Source organism: Amphibiibacter pelophylacis (assembly GCF_037688875.1).
Lineage (GTDB): Bacteria > Pseudomonadota > Gammaproteobacteria > Burkholderiales > Burkholderiaceae_C > Amphibiibacter > Amphibiibacter pelophylacis.
On sequence record NZ_JAWDIE010000007.1, the window covers coordinates 82,326 to 106,226 of the forward strand.

Sequence of the window (23,901 nt, forward strand, 5' to 3'; positions counted from 1 at the left end):
GCGAAGGAAAACACCATGAGCCACTTTCTCGACCGGCTGAAATTCATGTCCAGGGTCAAATCCACCTTCTCCGACGGCCACGGCGCGGTGGTGGACGAAGACCGCACCTGGGAAAACGCCTACCGCAGCCGCTGGCAGCACGACAAGATCGTGCGCTCGACCCACGGCGTGAACTGCACGGGCTCGTGCAGCTGGAAGGTCTACGTCAAGAACGGCCTGATCACCTGGGAAACCCAGCAGACCGATTACCCGCGCACCCGCCCCGATCTGCCCAACCACGAACCGCGCGGCTGCCCGCGGGGCGCCTCTTACAGCTGGTATGTGTACTCGGCGCAGCGCGTCAAGTACCCCATGGTGCGCGGCCGCCTGATGGCGCTGTGGCGTGAAGCGCGCCGCACGCTGGACCCGGTCGCCGCCTGGGAGGCCATCAGCCAGAACCCCGAAAAAGCCGCGCGCTACAAGAGCGTGCGCGGCCAGGGCGGCTTTGTGCGCGCCGACTGGGACACCGTCACCGAGATCATCGCCGCCGCCAACGCGATGACCATCCAGAAGTTCGGGCCGGACCGCATTCTGGGCTTTTCGCCGATTCCGGCCATGAGCATGGTCAGCTACGCCGCTGGCAGCCGCTACCTCAGCCTGCTGGGCGGCGCCTGCCTGTCCTTCTACGACTGGTACTGCGACCTGCCCCCGGCCAGCCCGCAGATCTGGGGCGAGCAGACCGACGTGCCTGAATCGGCCGACTGGTACAACTCGACCTACCTGATGGTCTGGGGCAGCAACGTGCCCATGACGCGCACGCCCGACGCCCACTTCTACACCGAGGTGCGCTACAAGGGCACCAAGACGGTGGCCGTGTCGTCCGACTTTGGCGAAATGGCCAAGTTTGGCGACATCTGGATGGCGCCCAAGCAGGGCACCGACGCCGCGCTGGCGCTGGCCATGGGCCATGTGGTGATGACCGAGTTCCACCACGGTCAGAAATCCGATTACTTCGCCGATTACGCGCGCCAGTACACCGACATGCCCATGCTGGTGCTGCTGCGCGACAGCGACGGCACGCTGGTGCCTGACCACTTCCTGCGCGCCTCCCACCTGGCCGGTGACCACGGCGAGGCCAACAACCCCGACTGGAAAACGCTGCAGATCGACGAGCTGACCGGCGAGCTGGTCGCGCCCAACGGCACGGTGGGCTTCCGCTGGGGCGAGGCCGCGCACGCGGGCGGCGAGAAAGTCGGCCGCTGGAACCTGGAGATGAAAGACGGCGGCTCGGGCCGCACCGTGCGTCCCCGGCTCACGCTGCTGGATGACGCGCACGAGGTGGTCGAAGTCGGCATGCCCTACTTCGGCGGCGAGCACGGCGACATCCTGCGCCGCCGCGTGCCCGCCCGGCGCCTGACGCTGGCCGATGGCAGCAGCGCACTGGTCGCCACCGTGTACGACCTGCAGATGGCCAACTACGGCGTCAACCGCGGCCTGGGCGGCGACAACGTGCCCGTCAGCTACGACGACGACGTGCCCTACACGCCCGGCTGGCAGGAAAAGCACACCGGCGTCAAATCCGCGCTGGTGGTGCAGGTGGCGCGCGAGTTCGCCCAGAACGCGCACGACACGCACGGCAAGAGCATGGTCATCGTCGGCGCGGCGCTGAACCACTGGTACCACATGGACATGACCTACCGCGGCATCATCAACCTGCTGATGATGTGCGGCTGCGTCGGCCAGAGCGGCGGCGGCTGGGCGCACTACGTGGGCCAGGAAAAGCTGCGCCCGCAGTTCGGCTGGGCGCCGCTGGCCTTCGCGCTGGACTGGCAGCGCCCGCCGCGCCAGATGAACGGCACGAGCTTCTTCTATGCGCACACCAGCCAGTGGCGCCACGAAAAGCTGCATGTGAACGAGATCATGTCGCCCACCGCCCCGGCCTCGCGCCACCAGGGCATGAGCCTGATCGATCTGAACGCGCAGTCCGAGCGCATGGGCTGGCTGCCCTCCGCGCCCCAGCTGCAGACCAACCCGCTGGAGCTGACCGCCGCCGCCGAGGCCGCTGGCGTCAACCCGGTGGATTACGTCACGCGCGGCCTGAAGTCGGGCGATCTGCGCATGAGCTGCGACGATCCGGACAACCCCGCCAACTTCCCGCGCAACATGTTCGTGTGGCGCTCCAATATCCTGGGCAGTTCGGGCAAGGGCCACGAGTACTTCCTGAAGTACCTGCTGGGCACGCAGAACGCGCTGTTTGACGACCCCGCCGACGCCGTGCGTCCCAGCGAAGTCGTCTGGCACGAAGAGGCCGCGCAGGGCAAGCTGGATCTGCTCACCGTGCTGGATTTCCGCATGAGCACCACCTGCCTCTATGCCGACATCGTCCTCCCCACAGCCACCTGGTACGAGAAGGACGATCTCAACACCAGCGACATGCACCCCTTCATCCACCCGCTGAGCGAGGCCGTCCAGCCGCTGTGGGAAAGCAAGACCGACTGGGAAATCTACAAGCTGCTGGCGAAGAAGTTCACCGAGATCGGCGGGCCGCTGCTGGGCACGCGCAAGGACATCGTGCTGACCCCGCTGATGCACGACACCCCCGGAGAGCTGGGCCAGGCGCTGGAACCCAAGGACTGGAAGCGCGGCGAGTGCGATCTGATCCCGGGCAAAACCGCGCCCAACATGACGGTGGTCGAGCGCAATTACGCCGACATTTACCGCAAGTTCACCTCCATCGGCCCGCTGATGGAGAAACTCGGCAACGGCGGCAAAGGCATCAACTGGAACACCGAACACGAGGTGAAGGAGATCGCGGGCCTGACGCGCACCGTGGCCGACGCCGGCGTCAGCCAGGGCCGTCCGCGCCTGGACACCGCCATCGACGCGGCGGAAATGATCCTGACCTTCGCGCCGGAAACCAACGGGCATGTGGCCGTCAAGGCCTGGGAGGCGCTGTCCAGAATCACCGGCCGCGACCACAGCCACCTGGCCGTGGGCCGCGAGCACGACAAGATCCGCTTCCGCGACGTGCAGGCGCAGCCGCGCAAGATCATCTCCGCGCCGACCTGGTCGGGGCTGGAGAGCGAAGAGGTCAGCTACAACGCCGGTTACACCAACGTGCATGAGCTCATCCCCTGGCGCACCCTGACCGGCCGCCAGCAGTTCTACCAGGACCACCGCTGGATGCTGGATTTCGGCGAAGGCTTCTGCGTCTACCGCCCCGCCATCGACACGCGCACCATCGCGCCGGTGCTGGGCAAGAAGAGCAATGGCGAGAAGGAGCTGGTGCTCAACATCCTGACGCCGCACCAGAAGTGGGGCATCCACAGCACCTATTCGGACAACCTGCGCATGCTCACGCTGAGCCGTGGCGGCCCGCACGTGTGGATCTCCGAAACCGACGCACGCAAGGGCGGACTCGTTGACAACGACTGGATCGAGGTCTTCAACAGCAACGGCACGCTGACCGCGCGGGTGGTCGTCAGCCAGCGCATCCCGGACGGGGTGTGCCTGATGTATCACGCGCAGGAAAAAATCGTCAACGTGCCGGGCGCCGAGACCAGCGGCAAGCGCGGCGGCATCCACAACTCGGTGACACGCACCGTGCTCAAACCCACCCACATGATCGGGGGCTACGCCCAGCAGGCCTGGGGCTTCAACTACTACGGCACCGTGGGCAGCAACCGGGACGAACTGGTGGTGCTGCGCAAGATGCGCAAGGTGGACTGGATGGAAGGACCGCTGGTCCCGAACGAAGAAGGAGTCGCTCAATGAGACCCATGAAAATCCGCGCCCAGGTCGGCATGGTGCTGAACCTGGACAAATGCATCGGCTGCCACACCTGCTCGGTCACGTGCAAGAACGTCTGGACCAGCCGCGACGGCGTCGAGTACGCCTGGTTCAACAACGTCGAATCCAAGCCCGGCATCGGCTATCCCAAGGAATGGGAAAACCAGGGCAAATGGAAAGGCGGCTGGATGCGCAACGCCGCCGGGCGCCTCGTGCCCCGCCAGGGCGGCAAGCTGCGCATCCTGGCCAACCTGTTCGCCAACCCCAACCTGCCGGCCATCGACGATTACTACGAGCCCTTCACCTACGATTACGAGCACCTGCAGAAGGCGCCGCTGAGCAAGACCCCGCCCACGGCGCGGCCGGTCTCGGTGATCACCGGGCAGAAGATGGACAAGATCGAATGGGGCCCCAACTGGGAAGACGATCTGGGCGGCGAGTTCGCCTCGCGCAGCCGCGACGCCCTGTTTGAGGGCGTGCAAAAGGAGATGTACTCGACCTTCGAGAACACCTTCCTGATGTACCTGCCGCGCCTGTGCGAACACTGCCTGAACCCCGCGTGCGTGGCCTCCTGCCCCTCGGGCTCGGTCTACAAGCGCGAGGACGACGGCATCGTGCTGGTCGACCAGGACAAGTGCCGGGGCTGGCGCATGTGCATCTCGGGCTGCCCCTACAAGAAGATTTACTACAACTGGCAGAGCGGCAAGGCCGAAAAGTGCACCTTCTGCTACCCGCGCATCGAAGCCGGTCAGCCGACCGTCTGCTCCGAGACCTGCGTCGGGCGCATCCGCTACCTGGGCGTGCTGCTCTACGACGCCGAGCGCATCGAAGCCGCCGCCAGCGTGGCCAACGAGCAGGATCTGTACGAGGCCCAGCTGCAGTGCTTCCTGGACCCGCACGATCCTGAAGTGATCGCCGAAGCGCGCCGCCAGGGCATCCCTGAAAGCTGGCTGGAATCGGCCCGCAAATCGCCCGTCTACAAAATGGCAATGGACTGGAAGGTCGCTTTCCCGCTGCACCCGGAATACCGCACGCTGCCCATGGTGTGGTACATCCCGCCGCTGTCGCCCATCCAGGCCGCTTTCGAGCAGGGCCAGATGCCGCACAGCACCTGCGGCGACAGCATCATCCCCGACGTGAAGAGCCTGCGCATTCCCGTGCGCTACCTGGCCAACCTGCTGACGGCGGGCAAGGAAGCCCCGGTGACGCTGGCGCTGGAGCGCATGCTGGCCATGCGCGCTTACAAGCGCGGCGAGGTGGTCCACGGCGCGGGCGACGCCGCCGTGATCGAGCGTGTGGGCCTGGATGCCGCCACGGTCGAGGACATGTACCAGACCATGGCCATCGCCAACTACGAGGACCGCTTTGTCATCCCCAGCAGCCACAAGGAAATGGTGGAAGACAGCTTCAACGACAAGGGCTCGTGCGGCTTCACCTTTGGCAACGGCTGCTCGGGCGGGACGTCGCAGGGCTCGCTGTTCGGCAAAAAGCCCCAGGGCAGCGTGGTGTTTGCCGACATGCCCAAGTCGCGCAAAGCCCGCGCCCAGAGCTGAGGACATCACCATGAACACGTCTTACCGACTGCTATCCGTCCTGCTGGATTACCCCGGCCAGGAGCTGCTGGATGCCGAGGGCGAGATCCGCGCCGCGCTGCAGCAGCTGCCTGCGCTGGCCGGGCCGCTGGAGCCGCTGCTGGGCTTTCTGTACCGCGAAGGCCACAGCCTGATCGATCTGCAGGAAAACTACACGGCCACTTTCGACCGCAACCCCGGCCATGCGCTGCACCTGTTCGAGCACATTCACGGCGAAAGCCGCGATCGCGGCCAGGCCATGGTCGATCTGCTGCAGGAGTACCAGCGCCACGGCTTCGAGCCCGCCATGGCCGAGCTGCCCGACCACGTGCCGCTGTTTCTGGAGTTCCTGAGCCTCGTCCCCGAGGCCGAAGCCAGCGGCCTGCTGGGCGACGCCATCCATGTGCTGGCCGGGATCGGCGAGCGGCTGGCGCGCAACGAAAGCCCCTACGCCGCCGTCTTCACCGCGCTGCGCAGCCTGACCGACGTGGTCCCCCAGCCGCCCGAAGTAGCGCCCGTGCGCGACATGGATGAAGCCATGGAGACCTTCGGCCCCGGCGTGGACGGCATCGAGCCGCTGCTCAAGCCCGGCCACGCTGCAGGCGGCCTGCACCCCGTCCAGTTCCACCCCCGTTCTGCCCGTCCGGCCCGCCCGGCCCACGCTCAAGGGAGCATGACATGAGCCTCGTCCACCAGTTTTTCTTCGGCATCTACCCCTACATCGCGCTGTCGGTGTTCTTTCTGGGCAGCCTGGCGCGCTTCGAGCGCGAGCAGTACACCTGGAAATCCGACAGCTCGCAGATGCTGCGCCCGGCGCAGCTGCGTCTGGGCAGCATCCTCTTTCATATCGGCGTGCTGGGGCTGTTCTTCGGCCACCTGGTCGGCCTGCTGACGCCACTGGCGGTGTGGGACTTTCTGGGCGTGAGCCACAGCTTCAAGCAGGGCGTGGCCATGCTGGCGGGCGGCATCATGGGCCTGACTGGCCTGGCCGGTCTGCTGATCCTGATGCACCGCCGCTGGAGCGACCCGCGCATCAGCGCCACCAGCCGCTTCAGCGACAAGCTGCTGCTGGTCTGGATCCTGATCACGCTGCTGCTGGGCCTGAGCACGATTCCCGTCTCCGCCGGTCACCTGGACGGCCACGCCATGGTCCAGCTGATGAGCTGGGCGCAGCGCATCGTCACCCTGCGCGGCGATGCGGCCAGCTATGTCGAAGACGCCAGCATCATCTTCAAGCTGCACCTGTTCATGGGCATGACGCTGTTTGTGATCTTCCCCTTCACCCGCCTCGTGCACGTGTGGAGCGGCTTTGGCGCCCTGGCCTATCTGGGCCGCGCCTGGCAGCTGGTGCGTCCGCGCTGAACCCGAAAGCGACCATGCCCATCGTCATCAACGGTCACGAGCTGACCGACGCCGAGATCGAAGCCGAGCTGCCCGCCCACGCCAGCGCCAGCCACCCCCTGAAAGCCGCCACGACGGCGGTGGCGCTGCGCCACATCCTGCTGGACGAGGCCGCCCGCCTTGGCCTGAAGCAGGACGACGAGGAAGCCACCCTGGCCGCCCTGCTGGACGACCAGGTGCCGCTGCTGGAGGCCGACGAGGCCACCTGCCGCCAGTGGTACACCCGCAACCCGGCGCTGTGCCGCAGCGGCGAGCTGATCGAGGCCGATCACATCCTCTTCCAGGTGACGCCCTCGGTGCCGCTGGAAACGCTGCGCGCGCTGGCCGCGCACACGCTGGCCGAACTGCAGGCCGGGCTGGAGAGCGATCCCGGCCTTTTCGCCCAGCGCGCCCGCGAGCTGTCCAACTGCCCGTCCGGCGCCACGGGCGGCAGCCTGGGCCAGCTGCGCCGGGGCGACACGGTGCCCGAGTTCGAGCAGGCCGTCTTCGCCCTGCCCGCCGGGACGCTGCTGCCGCGCGTGCTGGAAACGCGCTTTGGCCTGCACCTGGTGCGCGTGACGCACCGCGTCGAGGGCGAACGGCTGCCCTTCGAGGCCCTGCACACGCGCATCCGCGAAGCGCTTCAGGCGCACCAGCGCGATCTGGCCTGGCGCCAGTTCGTGCAGGTGCTGGTCGGCCGCGCCAGCGTCCAGGGCCTGGACCTGGCGGGCAGCGACACCCCGCTGGTGCAGTAAGCGATTCAGGCATCGCGGACCCCGGAATTTCGGGCGACTGGCCGGGCCGTGTCGCGTTAAGCTCAGCGTTTTGATTGCCTGCGGGCCCGCGCATGTCCTCCACCCTGACGGCCGATTCCTCTGCTGATCCCGGCGCTGCCGCTGCAGCGGTGGCGTCGCCCCCGCTGCAGCGCCGCCGCGACCGCCTCTCCACGCGCATCGTCACCACCACGCTGCTGGCGCTGATCACCGTCGCGGCCATGATCGGCTGGACGCTGTGGCTGTCCTGGAACCTGGAAGGCGCCGCCGCCGCCATCAACGACACCGGCAGCCTGCGCATGCGTGCCAACGGCATTGGTGTGGCCCTGCTGCAGGGCGAAGCCAGCACGCCGCAGGCGCGCCAGGGCCGCGACGACGTGGAAGCGACGCTGGCGCGGCTGGAACGCGGCGTGCCTGCACGCCCGCTGTTCCTGCCCAGCGACAGCCAGATTCAGCAGCAGTTCCACCGCGTGGTGCAGCTGTGGCAGCAGCAGATGCAGCCCGATCTGGCGCGCGCCCTGGCCGGCCAGGGCGGCGGCGCCTACCTGGCCTCGCTGCCGGGCTTTGTCGCCGAAGCCGACCGCCTGGTGCGCCTGATCGAGGCCGACAACACGCGCAAGACCTCGCTGCTGCGCCTGTCGCAGGCGGCACTGCTGCTGCTGGCCAGCTGCGGCACGCTGACCATGATTTACCTGCTCTACCTGTGGATCCTGGCGCCCGTGCAGCAGCTTCAGGGCGGGCTGCAGCGCATGAGCCAGCGCCAGTTCGACGTGCGCCTGCCCGTGGAGAGCCGCGACGAATTCGGCGAGCTGGCGGTCGGCTTCAACCGCATGGCCGACGAGCTGTCCGGCCTGTATCTGGGGCTGGAAGCGCGTGTGGCCGAAAAAACCCGGCAGCTCGCCACCCAGAACCGCGAGCTGGAAGCGCTGTTCGGCATGGCCGAATTTCTCAACCAGTCCATGGACATTGAAGCCCTGTGCCGGGGATTCCTTGCACGCGTGCAGCGCCAGTTCGGCGCCGAAGGCGGCAGTATCCGCGTGATCGATCCGGAAGGCGACAAACTGCACCTGGTCGTCTCGACCGGCCTGGACGACGGCCTGACCGAGCGCGAGCACTGCATGCCCGTTGACGCCTGCCTGTGCGGGCGCGCGACGCAGCAGGGCGTGGTCGTGATCCGCGATTTCCGCCAGATGCCGCGCGCGCCCAGCGTGGAGTTTCCCTGCCAGAAAAGCGGCTTTGCCAGCCTGGCGGTGTTCCGCATCGTCATGGCCAACGAGGTGCTGGGATCGTTCTCGCTGCACTTTCGCACCACGCGCGACGTCACGCCGTCCGAGGCGCAGATGCTGGAAACGCTGGGCCAGCAGCTCGGCGTGGCGCTGGACAACCGCCGTCTGGGCGCCAAGGCGCGCCAGCTCGCCGTCGCGCAGGAGCGCCAGCTGCTGGCACAGGGGCTGCACGACAGCATCGCGCAGGGGCTGAACTTCCTGAACCTGCAGGTGCAGATGCTGGACGGCGCCGCGCGCGACGGGCGACTGGACGAAATCAGCGAGATCGTTCCGCTGCTGCGCACCGGCGTGGAGGAAAGCTACCAGGATGTGCGCGAGCTGCTGAGCAACTTCCGCAGCCGCCTGGAACAGGGCGAACTGGCCGACGGTCTGCGCGACACGGTGGAGCGCTTCCGGCGCCAGACCGGGCTGTCGGTGGCGCTGGATATTGATGGCGACGGCGCGCCGCTGCCGCCCGAGCAGCAGCTCCAGGTGCTGTTTATTTTGCAGGAAGCGCTGTCCAACATCCGCAAGCACGCGCAGGCCCACACGGTGCGCGTGCGCGTGGTCAACGGGCGCGATTTCGAGCTGTCCATCCGCGACGACGGCCAGGGCTACGACCCGCTGGAGGTCGCGCAGCGCGACGAATCGCACGTCGGCATGACCATCATGCACGAGCGCGCCCGCCGCATCCGCGCCCATCTGACCCTGATCAGCCAGCCGCAACAGGGCTGCGAAGTTCACCTGCTGCTGCCCGCCCATGCCCGCCAGACGGCCTGAAGCGCCCTGCCCCGATCTGTCCCGATCTTTTTTTCGAGAACCCCATGACCCTGCGCATCCTGCTGATCGACGATCACAACCTGTTCCGCTCCGGCGTGCGCCAGCTGCTGGCCCGCCAGCCCGATTTCGAGGTGGTGGCCGAAGCCGGTGACGGCCTGGAAGGCCTCAAACGCGCCAAGGCCAGCCAGCCGGACGTGATCCTGCTCGATCTGAACATGCCCGGCCTGTCGGGGCTGGAAACCCTGCAGCTGCTGGTCCAGGACGTGCCCGCCGCCGCCGTCATCATCCTGACCGTCAGCGAAGACGCCGACGAGCTGGGCCATGCCCTGCGCAGCGGCGCACGCGGCTTTCTGGTCAAGAACATCAACGCCGACGCGCTCTACGACGCCATCCGCAAGGCCGCGCGCGGCGAGCCGGTGATCGCCGACAGCCTGACCGCCAAGCTGGTCGAGCAGGTCCGGGCCGGTCCGCCTGCCGCAGCACCCGCCCCCGCGTCCGGTTCGGAACTCGACCGCCTGACCCCGCGCGAGCGCGATATCGTCGCCGGCCTGGCGCGCGGCGAAAGCAACAAGGAAATCGCCCGCCGCCTGGACGTGGCGGAGAGCACCGTGAAAATCCACGTGCAGAATGTGCTGAAAAAGCTGCAGTTCACCAGCCGCGTCCAGGTCGCGGTCTATGCGGTGGAGCATGGGCTGACGCAGGCGGGGGGGTGAGTATGGGCCGAATCAGACGTTGAACAGAAAGTTCATCACATCCCCGTCCTTCACCACGTATTCCTTCCCTTCGGCGCGCATCTTGCCCGCATCCTTGGCCCCCTGCTCGCCCTTGTAGGTGATGAAGTCCTCGTAGGCGATGGTCTGGGCGCGAATGTAACCGCGCTCAAAGTCGGTGTGGATCACCCCAGCGGCCTGCGGGCCGGTGTCGCCTTTGTGGATGGTCCAGGCGCGCACTTCCTTGACCCCGGCGGTGAAGTAGGTCTGCAGGCCCAGAAGGCCAAAAGCGGCGCGGATCAGACGGTTCAGGCCGGGCTCGTCCTGGCCCATTTCGGCCAGGAACAGGGCGCGGTCCTCGTCTTCCATTTCGGACAGTTCGGCCTCGGTCTTGGCGCAGATGGCCACGACAGGGCCGTTCTGCGCGGCCGCGTAGTCCTTCAGGCGGTCCAGGAAGGGGTTGTTCTCGAAGCCGTCTTCCGAGACGTTGGCCACAAACATGGCGGGCTTGGCCGTGATCAGGCACAGGGGCTTGAGCAGAACCCGCTCTTCCTTGCTGAAATCAATGGTGCGCACCGGCTTGGCTTCGTTCAGTGCGGCTTCGCACTTTTCCAGCACCTTGACCAGAGCGATGGCTTCCTTGTCGCCCGCGCGGGCCACCTTGTTGTAGCGGTGCAGGCTCTTTTCCACCGTGCCCATATCGGCCAGGCACAGCTCGGTCTGGATCACCTCGATGTCGGAGATCGGGTCGACGCGGCCATTGACGTGCACCACGTTGCCGTCCTCGAAGCAGCGCACCACATTGACGATGGCGTCGGTCTCGCGGATGTGGGAGAGGAATTTATTGCCCAGACCCTCGCCCTTCGAGGCGCCAGCCACCAGGCCCGCGATGTCCACAAATTCGACCACCGCCGGCAGCACGCGCTCGGGCTTGACGATTTCCGCCAGGGCGGCCAGGCGCGGGTCAGGCAGCTCCACCACGCCCACATTGGGCTCGATGGTGCAGAACGGGTAGTTCTCGGCGGCGATGCCCGCTTGGGTCAGCGCGTTGAACAGGGTGGATTTGCCGACATTGGGCAGACCGACGATGCCGCATTTGAGGCTCATGGTGTTCCTTGGGAGATTGCGGCAACGCCGCGTGCAATCTGTCATTTTACCGTGCCGCTGTAGCGTCAGGCGGGACGGAAGCGGCGCCGATCTGTGGCAAAGTCGCCCCCTTCTCTGGCCCCAAACTTGCTGACATGACCCAAAAAATCATTGCCCAGATCGCCCAGGAACTGCAGGTGCGTCCCGCTCAGGTGCAGGCCGCCGTCGAGCTGCTGGATGGCGGCGCCACCGTGCCCTTCATTGCGCGCTACCGCAAGGAAGTCACCGGCAATCTGGACGACACGCAGCTGCGCGAGCTGGAAACCCGCCTGGTCTACCTGCGCGAGCTGGAAAGCCGCCGCGCCAGCGTCATCGCCAGCGTCGAAGAACAGGGGAAGATGACGCCCGTGCTGCTGGCCGCTTTCAGCCAGGCCGCCACCAAGCAGGAGCTGGAAGACCTCTATCTGCCCTTCAAACCCAAGCGCCGCACCAAGGGCATGATTGCCCGCGAGGCCGGGCTGGAGCCGCTGGCCGACCGCCTGGTCGCCGACCCGCAGCTCGATCCTTTGCCGCAGGCCGCCGCCTTCATCAACGTGGAGGGCGGTTTTGCCGACGCCCCCGCCGTGCTGGACGGCGTGCGCGACCTGCTGGCCGAGCGCTGGGCCGAAGACGCCGCGCTGGTCGGCAGCCTGCGCGAGTGGCTGTGGAACGAAGGCTATCTGCTGTCGCAGCGCACCGCCGCCAGCGACGAAAACGCGGCGGACGTGGCCAAGTTCCGCGACTATTTCGACTATTCCGAGCCCCTGCACAAAGTGCCCTCGCACCGCGCGCTGGCCGTCTTCCGGGGCCGCCAGGCGCAGGTGCTGGACGCGCGCCTGACGACCGCCGAAGGCCTGCCCGAGGGCCATCCCGGCCAGCGCCCCGCGGCTGCGGCCGGAACGCCATCCGAGGCCGACATGCGCATCGCGCGCCACCTGAAGTGGCAGCACAGCCGCCGCCCCGGCGACGATTTCATACGCCGCGCCATCACCTGGACCTGGAAGGTCAAGCTCAGCCTGAGCCTGGAGCGCGATCTCTTCACCCGCCTGCGCGAATCGGCCGAAACAGTCGCCATCCAGGTCTTTGCGCAGAATCTGCGCGACCTGCTGCTGGCCGCCCCGGCGGGCAAGCGCGTGGTGATGGGGCTGGACCCCGGCATCCGCACCGGCGTCAAGGTGGCCGTGGTCAGCGACACCGGCAAGCTGCTGGACACCGCCACCGTCTACCCGCACGAGCCGCGCAAGGACTGGGACGGCGCGCTGCACACACTGACGCGCCTGTGCGCGCAGCACGGCGTGCAGCTCATCGCCATCGGCAACGGCACCGCCAGCCGCGAAACCGATGCGCTGGCGCGCGACCTGATCGAGCGCGTTGCGCAGCTGGACGGCGCGCCCGCGCTGCAGAAAATCGTCATCAGCGAAGCGGGCGCTTCGGTCTATTCCGCCAGCGAGTTCGCCAGCAAAGAGCTGCCTGGCCTGGACGTCAGCCTGCGCGGCGCGGTCAGCATCGCGCGGCGCCTGCAGGATCCGCTGGCCGAACTGGTCAAGATCGATCCCAAGAGCATCGGCGTCGGCCAGTACCAGCACGATGTCAACCAGAGCGCGCTGGCGCGCACGCTGGACACCGTGGTCGAGGATTGCGTGAACGCGGTCGGCGTCGATCTGAACACCGCTTCGGCGCCGCTGCTGGCGCGCGTGTCGGGGCTGTCCGGCACGGTGGCCGGGCACATCGTGGCCTGGCGGGACACCCACGGCGCGTTTGACAGCCGCCAGCAGCTGCTGAAAGTCACCGGCCTTGGGCCACGCACGTTCGAGCAGGCGGCGGGTTTTCTGCGCATCAGGGGCGGCAGCAACCCGCTGGACATGACGGGCGTCCACCCCGAAACCTATCCGGTGGTCGAGAAACTGCTGGGCCAGCTCGGCCAGCCCATCACCGAAGTCATGGGCCGCAGCGACGTGCTGGCCCGCGTCAAGCCCGAGCTGCTGGCCGATGGCGGCGTGGGTCTGCTGACCGTGAAAGACATCCTGCAGGAGCTGGACAAGCCCGGTCGCGACCCGCGCCCGGATTTCAAGGTGGCGCGCTTCAACGACGGCGTGAGCGATATCAAGGACTTGCGTGAAGGCATGGTGCTGGAAGGCACGGTGAGCAACGTGGCGCAGTTTGGCGCTTTCGTCGATCTGGGCGTGCACCAGGACGGGCTGGTGCATGTCAGCCAGCTGTCCAGCAAATTCGTCAGCGATGCGCGCGAGGTGGTCAAAACCGGCGACATCGTGCGCGTGCGCGTGCTGGAGGTCGATTTGCCGCGCAAGCGCATCGGCCTGTCGCTGCGCCTGGACGCCGAGGCGCCGCGCCAGTCCGGGCCGCGCCAGTCCGGACCACGCAGCGGCGAGCGCCCGGAAGGCCGGGGCCCGGACAGCCGGGGGCCACGCAGCTCTGACCGCGCCCCGGCCAGCCGCCCTCGCGAAGCCGCGCCGCAAAGCGCCATGGCGGCGGCGTTTGCCAAGCTGCAGCAAGGCCGTCGTTAATGCCAAAATGTCATTTACAAATGAAAAACTATTTCTTTTAGTTTTCATTCGGCGCATCCAGAATGCAGATTCGCTTGTGCAACCACTCACATTCTGGATCGCCGCCATGACCAACCGCCGCCAGTTTCACCGCGCCGTAACCCGTCTTGTCACCCTTGCGGCCACGCTGGCCGTCACCGGCCTGCCCGCTTTGAGCGCGCAGGCGCAGCCCGCGCCGGTGACGCTGCTCAATGTGTCCTATGACCCGACGCGCGAGCTTTACGACGAATTCAACAAGGCCTTCGCCCGCCAGTGGAAGGCCAGAACCGGCCAGGACGTGAGCGTGCGCCAGTCGCATGGCGGGTCGGGCAAGCAGGCGCGATCCATCCTGGACGGGCTGGACGCCGACGTCGCCACGCTGGCGCTGGCCGGTGACACCGACGAGCTGGCCCGCATCGGCAAGCTCATCCCGCCGGACTGGCAAAAGCGCCTGCCGCACAACAGCTCGCCCTACACATCGACCATCGTGCTGGTGGTGCGCCAGGGCAATCCCAAAGGCATCAAGGACTGGGACGACCTGGTCCGACCGGACATCAAGGTCATCACGCCCAACCCCAAAACCTCGGGCGGTGCGCGCTGGAACTACCTGGCCGCCTGGGAGTACGCCAAGCGCAAGTACGGCGGCGAGGACAAGGCGCGCGATTTCGTGCGCAGGCTTTATCGCAACGTGCCGGTACTGGACGCCGGCGCGCGCGGCTCAGCCATCAGCTTTGGCCAGCGTGGCCAGGGTGACGTGCTGATCGCGTGGGAAAACGAGGCCTGGCTGCTGGACAAGGAGGCCGGGCAGAAGTTCGACATCGTCTACCCCTCGCTGTCCATCCTGGCCGAACCGGCGGTGACGGTGGTTGACCGCAACGTGGACAAAAAAGGCACGCGCGCCGTCGCCACCGCCTACCTGGAATACCTCTACAGCGACGAGGGGCAGGACATCATCGGCAAAAACTTCTACCGCCCGATCTCGGCCAAGGCACAGGCCAGGTACGCCGCACAGCTGCCCAGGCTGAACCTGTTCACCATCGATCAGGCCTTCGGCGGCTGGGACAAGGCCAGCCGGACGCATTTTGTGGATGGCGGGACGTTTGATGCAATTTTTGCGCGCTAGCCCACCCCGTCCCGGAAGTGAACCCCCACAAAATGCGCCGACAGGATGCGCTTCTCAGGGTCTGAACGCCTGGGCTAATCCCTTGTTTACGGTTGCAGATTGCTCTGCATCACCGCCCACCACCCGCAGCTCATCCAGACGCGTGGTGTAGCGCGGCGAGCGGCGGGCCTGTTTCATCTGCCAGTCGCGGACCTCGCCTGTGGTGGTGCGGCCCAGGGTGACAGTGTCGCGGCCGAAGCGGCGGTTGATGGCGTCGATGGCGGCCATGGCCGCGCTGGGCGGCTGGGGCGGCGGCGCGAACAGGTCGGCCTGCGCAGGCGCCTGGGCAGGGCGCAAGTCGAGCAGCATCACGCCCGCCTTGCGGTAGTCGAAGCCGGGACGCCACAGCGCATCGAGCGCGGCCAGCGCGGCGCCCGCCAGGCGCGGGCTGCTGTCGGTCGGGTCCAGCGGCACGGTCAGCGCGGCGCGGTACTGCGCATCGTTCGGGCGGAAAGGGCTGGTGCGCATCATCACGTGCACGGCGCTGCAGAACAGGCCCTGCGCACGCAGCCGCGTCGCAGCGCTGGCGGTGAAGGCCATCAGCGCTTCGGCCATGACGGCCTTGTCGGTCACGGCCTGGCCAAAGCTGCGGCTGAACATCACCTGCTGGGTGGGCGGCGGCGCGTCTTCCAGCGGCAGGCAGGGCTCGCCCGCCAGCTCGCGGGCGGTGCGCACCAGCACGATGCTGAAACGCTTGCGCAGCACGCCCGCGTCGGCGCGGGCCAGATCCAGCGCCGTGCGCAGCCCCAGCGCTTCCATCTGCGGCGCCAGGCGACGGCCCACGCCCCAGACCTCGGCCACCGGCGTGGCGTCCAGCAGGATGGCCTGCTGGCGCGGGCTCTGCGCCGCCATGTCGCACACGCCGGCCAGTTTGGCAGGATAGCTGCCGGGCTTGCGCGCGGCGCTTTTGGCAATGTGGTTGGCCAGCTTGGCCAGCGTCTTGGTCGGCCCGAAACCGATGCAGACCGGCAGACCGGTCCAGCGCTGCGCCCGCTGCTGCATCGCCAGACCCAGCGCGGGGCGGTCCGCCAGGCCGCTGACATCCAGGAAAGTCTCGTCGATGCTGTAGATTTCCTGCCCGGGCGCCATGTCGCCCAGCACGGTCATCAGGCGGTGGCTGAGATCGCCGTACAGCTCGAAATTGGCCGACAGCGCGACCAGATCGCCCCGGCGCTCCAGGTCGCGCAGCTCGTGCATGGGCTGGCCCATGCGCACGCCCAGCGCCTTGGCCTCGTCGGAGCGCGAAATGGCGCAGCCGTCGTTGTTGGACAGCACAACCACCGCCCGGCCTTCCAGGCGCGGGTGGAAAACGCGCTCGCACGAGACGTAAAAGTTGTTGGCATCGACCAGCGCGAACATCACAGGCTCCTCAAACGGCCCGCGCGGTGCGGGCGCAGGCTGGTCACGACGACGCCCCACAGCCGCCACTCCGAGCCCTCCTGCGGCTCGAAACTGGGGCCTTCGCTGCCGTGTGCCTCCAGGCGCAGCACGCCGTCGCGCTGGTGCAGGCGTTTCACGGTGAGTTCGCCGTCCAGGATGGCGACGACCACGTCGCCGTGCTGCGCGTCCAGTGATCGGTCCACGACGACGACATCGCCGTCGAAAATGCCCGCGCCCTCCATCGACCGTCCCGACACGCGCAGAAAGAAGGTCGCCTCGGGGTGATCGGTCAGCAGATCGCGCAACTCGATGGGGCGCACGTCAAAGTCGGCCGCAGGCGAGGGAAAACCCGCTGGAACGCGGCTGGATTCAATCAGCTGGACCAGAACCGGGTCGGTGCTGGCGATGCGGTGGACGGTGGTGGTCATGGTGATCCTCAGGCAATCCATTATCCCGCGCTATGCTTTCTCCCATGAACCCCATTCCTGCTTTATGGCGCATCCTCTGGCCCCTGCCCTGCAGCGCGGTGGGCCTGGTGCTGGGCCTGCCGCTGCTGGCGCTGGGCGGCAGTGTGCGGCGCGTCGGGCCGACGCTGGAGATCGCATTGCGTGCCCGCCAGTACGAGCTGCCGCGCTGGGTGCACCGGCTGCGCTTTGGCGGCATCACCTTCGGCCATGTGATCCTGGGGCAGAGCCACGAGCTGCTGGCCGTGCTGCGCGCGCACGAGCGTGTGCACGTGCGCCAGTACGAGCGGCTGGGGATTTTCTTCTTTGTGGCCTATCCGTTGGCCAGCCTGGTGTCCTGGTGGCGCGGGCAGGGCGCGCACGCGGGCAACCGCTTCGAGCGCCAGGCTGTGGCGCAATCAGCGCCCGATAGCGATCAGGCCAGGTCCCGCTCGACCTGATCGCGCACGCTCGCCCATTCCTCATCGGTGAAAAGGCGCGAGCGCGTGTGAAAGGCCTTGCCCGTGCTGCCTTCCAGCGAGAACGTGCCGCCATGGCCGTCGATCACATCCAGGATCAGCTGGGTGTGCTTCCAGTAGTCGTACTGCAGTTTGCCGATGTAAAACGGCATCCCGCCGACGTGGCCCAGCAGGACGTCCTGCGGACCTATGGTCAGGTCGGTGGGCAGGTAGCAGTTGGCGGCGCTGTTGTCGCAGCAGCCGCCCGACTGGTGGAACATCAGCGCGCCATGCTCCCGGTGCAGTTCGGCAATGAGCTGCAGCGCAGCCTCGGTCGCAATGACGCGGTCCACCATGGCGGTCTCCTTTCAGGCTTTGGGGCGATCGGGCGGTCGGGCGGCAGGCGGTCAGAAGAAGCCCAGCTTGTTCTCGCTGTAGCTGACCAGCAGGTTTTTGGTCTGCTGGTAATGGTCGAGCATGACCTTGTGCGTCTCGCGGCCGATGCCCGATTCCTTGTAGCCGCCAAACGCCGCGTGCGCCGGGTAGGCGTGGTAGCAGTTGGTCCACACGCGGCCGGCCTTGATGGAGCGGCCCATGCGGTAGGCGACGTTGCCGTTGCGGCTCCACACGCCCGCGCCCAGGCCGTACAGCGTGTCATTGGCGATGGCCAGCGCTTCGGCCTCGTCCTTGAAAGTGGTCACGGCCAGCACGGGGCCGAAGATTTCTTCCTGGAAGAGGCGCATTTTGTTGTGCCCTTTGAAGACCGTGGGCTGCACGTAATAGCCGCCCGCCAGATCGCCCGGCAGCAGGGCGCGCTCGCCGCCGATCAGCAGCTCGGCGCCTTCCTGGCGGCCCAGTTCCAGGTAGGAGGTGATTTTGGTCAGCTGCTCCTGCGAGGCCTGCGCGCCGATCATGGTGGATGCGTCCAGCGGGTTGCCCTGGGTGATGGCGGCGATGCGCTTGAGGCAGCGCGCCATGAACCCGTCGTAGATCGATTCGTGGATCAGCGCGCGGCTGGGGCAGGTGCAGACTTCGCCCTGGTTGAAGGCGAACAGCACCAGGCCTTCGACGGCCTTGTCCAGGAAGCCGTCGTCGCGCTCCATGATGTCGGCGAAGAAGACGTTGGGCGATTTGCCGCCCAGCTCCAGCGTGGCCGGGATCAGGTTGTTGGCGGCGGCCTGTGCGATGACGCGGCCGGTGCTGGTCGATCCGGTGAAGGCGATCTTGGCGATGCGCTTGCTGGTCGCCAGCGGGAAACCCGCCTCGCGGCCATAGCCGTTGACCACGTTCAGGACGCCAGGCGGCAGCAGATCGGCGATCAGCTCGATCAGGATCAGCAGGCTGATGGGCGTCTGCTCGGCGGGCTTGAGCACCACGCAGTTGCCCGCACCCAGCGCCGGGGCCAGCTTCCAGGCCGCCATCAGGATGGGGAAGTTCCACGGGATGATCTGGCCGACCACGCCCAGCGGTTCGTGAAAATGGTAAGCCACGGTGTCGCCGTCGATGTCGGACAGCGCGCCTTCCTGCGCCCGCACGCAGCCCGCGAAGTAGCGGAAGTGATCGCTGGTCAGCGGGATGTCGGCGTTCAGGGTTTCGCGGATCGGCTTGCCGTTGTCCACGGTTTCGGCGTAGGCCAGGCGCTCCAGGTGGGCGTCGATGCGGTCGGCGATCTTCAGCAGGATATTGGCCCGCACGGCGGGTGGCGTCTTGCCCCAGCCGTCGGCGGCGGCGTGGGCGGCGTCCAGCGCCAGCTCGATGTCCTCCGCGGTCGAGCGCGCGGCCTGGGTGTAAGGCTTGCCGGTGATGGGCGTGATCACATCAAAGTACTGGCCTTTGACCGGCGCACGCCACTGGCCGCCGATGAAGTTGTCGTAGCGGGCCTGGTACTGGATTTTGGCGTCGGCCGAGCCGGGTGCGGCGTAGATCATGGTGGGTCTCCGGGGGTTATGGTCTGTTGTGCTCAGTGGCAGTCTGGGGGCAGCGGCCTGCCCATGCAGAATCATTGCAAGGGCCGTGCCAGCGCAGCCCTGCCCTGTGCGGCGGCTGCGAAGCGGGGCGTAACTGTCACAGGGCGCAACAGCGGCCGGGCCGGGTGTCCGGCCGGGTGTCACTTTCTGTGACAGTTGCCACTGCGCCAGTCCCGTTGCGGTGGGGGGTTTGTGGTCTGCCACTACACTGGTCCGAACAGGCTGCGACAGATGGCCTGCAGGAGACAGCGATGCGTGCATCCCTTGCGTCATCCGGCCCGCTGCGCCAGTGGCGGCGGCAGTGGCTGGACCACGGTGCGTCCCCGCAGCTCAGCGCCGACGCGCCGAGCATGCCCGGCCTCACGCCGGAGCTGCTGCGCTCGTGGCGCCGCTCGCTCGATGCGGGCCTGAGCCCCATGGGCCGCCTGGCGCCGCCCGACAACGCCAGCGGCCCCGAGCTGCAGCGCCTGCGCAGCCGCCACCACGACATGATCCGCCACGCCCTGCCGGTCATGGACCACCTGATGGGTCAGGTCGGCCAGAGCCTGGTCGTGCTGGCCGATCCGCTGGGCGTGCTCATGCACACGCGCGGCAGCACCGCCTTCGCCAGCAAGGCCGAGCGCGTGGCCCTGCTGCCCGGCGCGTCCTGGCACGAATCCTGGCGCGGCACCAACGCCATCGGCACGGCGCTGGCCGAAAGCCAGGCGGTGGAAATCCACGGCGCTGAACACTACCTGGACCGCCACGCCTGCCTGACCTGCGCCGCTGCGCCCATCGCCTCGCCCACGGGCGAACTGCTGGGCATTCTGGACATTTCGGGCGATCCGCGCGGACGCCTGCCGCACAGCCTGGGTCTGGTGACCCTGGCCGCGGGCCTGATCGAGAACAGCCTGATGCGCGCCGGAGCCAGCCCGCACCTGCTGCTGCAGCTGCACCCCACGTCAGAGGGCCTGGATTCGGTGGATCAGGCGCTGCTGGCGGTATCGCCCGATGGCTGGATCGTCGGCGCCAACCGCCGCGCGCTGGCGCTGCTGGGCCTGCAGCAGCGCGACATCGGCGGACTGGCGCTGGACCGCGTTCTGGAGGCGCGCATCGGCGATCTGATCGCCCTGGCGCGTGGCGGCCAGCCCCGGCAGCTCGCGCCCAGCAGCGCAGCGGGTGAGGCGCTGCACCGGCCGGAGCGCCTGTTCGTTCGCGTCCACGCCCCAGCCTGCGAGCCGCCGCTGCACGCCGCCTCGGCCCAGGCGACGTCGCGCGCCAGCGCCCCGCCTGCGCCAACCGCCCCGGCCCATCCCCCCGATGCGCTGGCCGTGCTGGACAGTGGCGACGCCGCCTGGCGCGAAGCCGCCCGCCAGGGTCGCCGCCTGATCGCGCGGCAAGTGCCGCTGCTGATCGCGGGCGAATCGGGCGTGGGCAAAGAGGTGTTTGCGCGCGCGCTGCACGCTGTCTCGCCGCGCGCGGCCGGGCCTTTTGTGCCCATCCACTGCGCGGCGCTGCCCGAGGGGCTGATCGAGGCCGAGCTCTTTGGCTACACCGGCGGCGCCTACACCGGTGCCAGCCGCCAGGGCGCGACCGGCCGCATCCGCCAGGCGCACGGCGGCACGCTCTTCCTGGATGAGATCGGCGACATGCCGCTGGCCCTGCAGGCCCGCCTGCTGCGCGTGCTGCAGGACCGCGAGGTGCAGCCGCTGGGCAGCGGCGCAGCGGTGCGGGTGGATTTCACCCTGTTGTGCGCCAGCCACCGCGATCTGCAGCGCGAGGTGGCGCAGGGGCGTTTCCGCGAAGATCTTTACTACCGCATCCAGGGCGTCACGCTGACGCTGCCCGCGCTGCGTCAGCGCAGCGACCGCATCGCGCTGGCGCACAGCCTGGTCGCCCAGCTTCAGGCCGAAGCCGGGGAAGAAGCCCAAGGCGAGACCAGCGTCGGGCTGTCTCCCGCGCTGCAGTCCGCCCTGCAGCGCCACCCCTGGCCGGGCAATGTGCGCCAGATGCGCAGCGTGCTGGCCGCCGCGCTGGCGCTGCGCGATGCGCACGAACCCCTTCTGGACCTGCACCACCTGCCGCCCGCTTGGCTGGACGAGGCCCTGGCCCAGCCCGACAGCGCAGCCCCGCACCCGCCGCCCGGCAGCGAGCACGTCCACGCCGCCGCCAGCGCTTCGCCGCGCACCTTGCGCGAGCTGTCCGACCAGGTCATGGCCCGCGCGCTGGAAAACGCCCGGGGCAATGTCTCCGCCGCCGCCCGCCAGCTCGGAATCAGCCGCCAGACGGTGTACCGGTGGCGGGCTGGGGGAAATGCATAAGAGTTCGACTGCTCACCGAAAAGACCACACAGTCGGCACCATCACATCACAAAACCAAGTCAGTTCATTCCTACATTTTCTCCTGCCGCAGATGGACAGAGCGACACAACAACTTGTATGATGACCGTATATTCCTCTTTTAAAAATTTTAACACCCATATGCCTGCCACCCCTCTTTCAAAAAGAAAAACCCGGAGTCTGACCGATGAAGTGGTTGCCGCTATTTCGCAGAAAATCAGCGACGGAATTTATGTGGCGGGCGCCAAATTACCCAAAGAAAACCTGCTGATTGAAGAATACGGCGTCAGCCGGACTGTCATACGCGAGGCCATTTCCCGGCTGCAGGCCCATGGCCTGGCTCAGACAAAGCACGGCATAGGAACGTTTATACTTTCTCCTGAAGCTGGGGTCTCTGTACGAGTCGGAACCAGCCAGCTTAATACTTTACGCGATGTTATTGCCATTCTAGAACTGCGGATCAGCCTGGAAAGCGAAACTGCTGGCTTGGCAGCCCAGCGACGCAGCCGGGATGACTTGGCCCGAATTCACCAGGCAGCACAGGACTTTGGGAGCTGTATTTCTGCGGGCACGGATACATCAACCGCAGATATTGACTTTCACCTGAGTATTGCCAAAGCCACAGGCAATCATTACTTTCATGATATCCTGCTCCAGCTCAGTCAGGCACTGATCCCCAGACGGCGCCTGGGACCAATGCCTTGGAGCCAGCATAACAATCAGGCCAGTTATCTTCAGAAAATTCATGAAGAGCACCTGTCGATTGTTGACGCCATTTCCCGTCAGGATCCGGAAGGAGCACGGGCAGCGATGCGAACCCACCTGGGCAATAGCCGTGAGCGGCTGCGTAAAGCACAGGAGCAGGCTCTGCCGGAGCAGATCGGCTGAGCCAACTCTGCCTTTGGCGTGGTTGTCAACGGACCATAGCCGGTTTCTTGGGATCAAAAGTCCAGCCGGGTATCAGAAACTGCATGGCTGCGGCATCATCTCTAGCGCCCAGTGCCCTGTTTTTGTAGAGCTGGTGCGCTGCCTCAATGCGCTCTATATCAGGCTCTATACCCAGCCCGGGCTTATCAGGCACATGCAGCAGGCCACCCCGAATCTGCAGCGGCTCCTGTGTCAGCCGCTCTGTGCCTTCCTGCCAGATCCAGTGGGTATCAATCGCCGTGACCCGACCGGGTGCAGCGGCGGCCACATGGGTGAACATGGCGAGCGAAATATCAAAGTGGTTATTGGAATGGCTACCCCAGGTCAGACCGAACATGTGGCATAGCTGAGCCACTCGAACCGATCCCGACAATGTCCAGAAATGAGGGTCTGCCAACGGAATATCCACAGACTGAAGCTGGATGGCATGGGCCATCTGCCGCCAGTCTGTAGCAATCATATTGGTCGCTGTGGGCAGGCCAGTCGCCCGCCGAAATTCGGCCATCACCTCGCGGCCGCTGTAGCCCTGCTCTGCGCCACAAGGATCCTCTGCATAAGCCAGCAAATCATGCCTGTTCCTGCACAGGGCAATGGCCTCTTGCAGACTCCATGCACCATTGGGATCCAGGGTGAGCCTAGCCTTCGGGAAACGCTTTGCAATCGCTTCAATAGCAGCAATTTCCTCTTCACCCCGCAGGACGCCACCTTTCAGCTTGAAATCATTGAACCCATAAACCTCATAAGCGGCGCTGGCCAGATCCGCTACCGCCTCAGGTGTCATCGCCATTTGATGACGCAGACTGTGCCACTTGTCGCTTTGGCCATCAAACGGCTGATAGTCCAGTCCGGTCTGGCGACTGTCTCCCACATAAAACAGGTAACCCAGAACCTCGACAGCGCTGCGCACCTGTCCGTCACCCAGCAGCTGCGCCACAGACACACCCAGAAACTGCCCCATCAAATCAAGCAGCGCCGCCTCAAGGGCGGTAATCGCATGAATGCTGACGCGCAGATCAAAAGTTTGCAGGCCCCGTGCCGAGGGAGCGTCCTGTCCGAGATCAACATGAACATCCTGAAGTAGTTTTTTATAAATTGAAATCGGCTGCCCTAGCAGGTGGGGTACAGACTGCTCAAGTGCATGCGTGATTTTTTCACCCCCCGGGACTTCACCCAGACCGGTATGCCCTGCACTGTCTGTCAGGATCACAATATTTCGAGTGAAATAAGGGCTATGCGCACCACTCAGATTCATCAGCATGGCGTCACGGCCAGCAACAGGGATAACGCGCATCGAAACGATCGTGGGAATACTGGATAGAGCCATATTAAGT

At 66.5% G+C, this 23,901-nt stretch carries 18 protein-coding genes; 12 read left to right on the forward strand and 6 right to left on the reverse strand.

Annotation, left to right across the window (positions count from 1 at the left end):
• Positions 1-15: 15 nt before the first annotated feature.
• The 7 genes from RV045_RS06045 (at position 16) to RV045_RS06075 (ending at position 10,250) form a co-directional block, all read left to right on the forward strand.
• A complete protein-coding gene (locus RV045_RS06045; RefSeq protein ID WP_423234873.1) occupies positions 16-3,753 on the forward strand; it encodes a nitrate reductase subunit alpha in 3,738 nt (1,245 codons plus the stop codon).
• Positions 3,754-3,758: 5 nt separating this feature from the next.
• Positions 3,759-5,321: a nitrate reductase subunit beta gene (gene narH / locus RV045_RS06050; protein WP_423234937.1), complete on the forward strand. Its 1,563-nt coding sequence runs from the start codon at positions 3,759-3,761 to the stop codon at positions 5,319-5,321.
• A gap of 10 nt (positions 5,322-5,331) precedes the next feature.
• A complete protein-coding gene (narJ, locus tag RV045_RS06055; RefSeq protein ID WP_423234874.1) occupies positions 5,332-6,021 on the forward strand; it encodes a nitrate reductase molybdenum cofactor assembly chaperone in 690 nt (229 codons plus the stop codon).
• The gene (gene narI, locus RV045_RS06060; protein WP_423234875.1) at positions 6,018-6,701 is read left to right on the forward strand and encodes a respiratory nitrate reductase subunit gamma; all 684 of its coding nucleotides are present in this window, start codon (positions 6,018-6,020) and stop codon (positions 6,699-6,701) included. Before narJ ends, narI begins: the two co-directional genes overlap by 4 nt.
• A 14-nt stretch (positions 6,702-6,715) precedes the next feature.
• Positions 6,716-7,474, forward strand: coding sequence for a peptidylprolyl isomerase (locus RV045_RS06065; RefSeq protein WP_423234876.1), 759 nt, complete (start codon positions 6,716-6,718; stop codon positions 7,472-7,474).
• Positions 7,475-7,566: 92 nt separating this feature from the next.
• Complete coding sequence (locus RV045_RS06070; RefSeq protein WP_423234877.1) at positions 7,567-9,537, forward strand: type IV pili methyl-accepting chemotaxis transducer N-terminal domain-containing protein; 1,971 nt, start codon at positions 7,567-7,569, stop codon at positions 9,535-9,537.
• Between the two features lie 44 nt (positions 9,538-9,581).
• Positions 9,582-10,250 carry a response regulator gene (locus RV045_RS06075; RefSeq protein ID WP_423234878.1) on the forward strand — a complete coding sequence of 223 codons (669 nt, stop codon included), beginning with the start codon at positions 9,582-9,584 and terminating at the stop codon, positions 10,248-10,250.
• Between the two features lie 12 nt (positions 10,251-10,262).
• Here RV045_RS06075 and ychF read toward each other — a convergent pair whose 3' ends face one another.
• Positions 10,263-11,354: a redox-regulated ATPase YchF gene (gene ychF, locus RV045_RS06080; RefSeq protein WP_423234879.1), complete on the reverse strand. Its 1,092-nt coding sequence runs from the start codon at positions 11,352-11,354 to the stop codon at positions 10,263-10,265.
• Between the two features lie 134 nt (positions 11,355-11,488).
• Here ychF and RV045_RS06085 point away from each other — a divergent pair, with 134 nt between their 5' ends.
• Together RV045_RS06085 and RV045_RS06090 are read left to right on the forward strand one after the other, a co-directional pair.
• On the forward strand, positions 11,489-13,897 hold the full coding sequence (locus RV045_RS06085) for a Tex family protein (protein WP_423234880.1): 2,409 nt from the start codon (positions 11,489-11,491) through the stop codon (positions 13,895-13,897).
• A 106-nt stretch (positions 13,898-14,003) separates the two neighbouring features.
• Complete coding sequence (locus tag RV045_RS06090) at positions 14,004-15,038, forward strand: sulfate ABC transporter substrate-binding protein (protein ID WP_423234881.1); 1,035 nt, start codon at positions 14,004-14,006, stop codon at positions 15,036-15,038.
• Positions 15,039-15,092: 54 nt separating this feature from the next.
• On the opposite strand, the gene RV045_RS06095 is transcribed toward RV045_RS06090, so the two are convergent.
• Together RV045_RS06095 and RV045_RS06100 are read right to left on the reverse strand one after the other, a co-directional pair.
• Positions 15,093-16,436, reverse strand: coding sequence for a Y-family DNA polymerase (locus RV045_RS06095; protein ID WP_423234882.1), 1,344 nt, complete (start codon positions 16,434-16,436; stop codon positions 15,093-15,095).
• Positions 16,436-16,885, reverse strand: a complete 450-nt coding sequence (locus RV045_RS06100) for a LexA family protein (protein ID WP_423234883.1) — start codon at positions 16,883-16,885, stop codon at positions 16,436-16,438. Before RV045_RS06100 ends, RV045_RS06095 begins: the two co-directional genes overlap by 1 nt.
• A 44-nt stretch (positions 16,886-16,929) precedes the next feature.
• On the opposite strand from RV045_RS06100, the gene RV045_RS06105 reads away from it, so the two are divergent.
• Positions 16,930-17,361 (forward strand): signal peptide prediction, encoded by a 432-nt coding sequence (locus tag RV045_RS06105; RefSeq protein WP_423234884.1) that lies wholly within the window; start codon positions 16,930-16,932, stop codon positions 17,359-17,361.
• On the opposite strand, the gene RV045_RS06110 is transcribed toward RV045_RS06105, so the two are convergent.
• Together RV045_RS06110 and exaC are read right to left on the reverse strand one after the other, a co-directional pair.
• Positions 17,337-17,714 carry a DUF779 domain-containing protein gene (locus RV045_RS06110; protein ID WP_423234885.1) on the reverse strand — a complete coding sequence of 126 codons (378 nt, stop codon included), beginning with the start codon at positions 17,712-17,714 and terminating at the stop codon, positions 17,337-17,339. The genes RV045_RS06105 and RV045_RS06110 overlap by 25 nt on opposite strands.
• 51 nt (positions 17,715-17,765) lie before the next feature.
• Positions 17,766-19,286 (reverse strand): acetaldehyde dehydrogenase ExaC, encoded by a 1,521-nt coding sequence (gene exaC, locus RV045_RS06115; RefSeq protein ID WP_423234886.1) that lies wholly within the window; start codon positions 19,284-19,286, stop codon positions 17,766-17,768.
• A gap of 290 nt (positions 19,287-19,576) precedes the next feature.
• Between exaC and RV045_RS06120 the strand changes: the two genes are divergently transcribed.
• Together RV045_RS06120 and RV045_RS06125 are read left to right on the forward strand one after the other, a co-directional pair.
• Positions 19,577-21,625 carry a sigma-54-dependent Fis family transcriptional regulator gene (locus RV045_RS06120; RefSeq protein WP_423234887.1) on the forward strand — a complete coding sequence of 683 codons (2,049 nt, stop codon included), beginning with the start codon at positions 19,577-19,579 and terminating at the stop codon, positions 21,623-21,625.
• A 117-nt stretch (positions 21,626-21,742) separates the two neighbouring features.
• The gene (locus RV045_RS06125) at positions 21,743-22,531 is read left to right on the forward strand and encodes a FadR/GntR family transcriptional regulator (protein ID WP_423234888.1); all 789 of its coding nucleotides are present in this window, start codon (positions 21,743-21,745) and stop codon (positions 22,529-22,531) included.
• A 25-nt stretch (positions 22,532-22,556) separates the two neighbouring features.
• On the opposite strand, the gene RV045_RS06130 is transcribed toward RV045_RS06125, so the two are convergent.
• Positions 22,557-23,894: an enolase C-terminal domain-like protein gene (locus RV045_RS06130; RefSeq protein ID WP_423234889.1), complete on the reverse strand. Its 1,338-nt coding sequence runs from the start codon at positions 23,892-23,894 to the stop codon at positions 22,557-22,559.
• Positions 23,895-23,901: the final 7 nt, after the last annotated feature.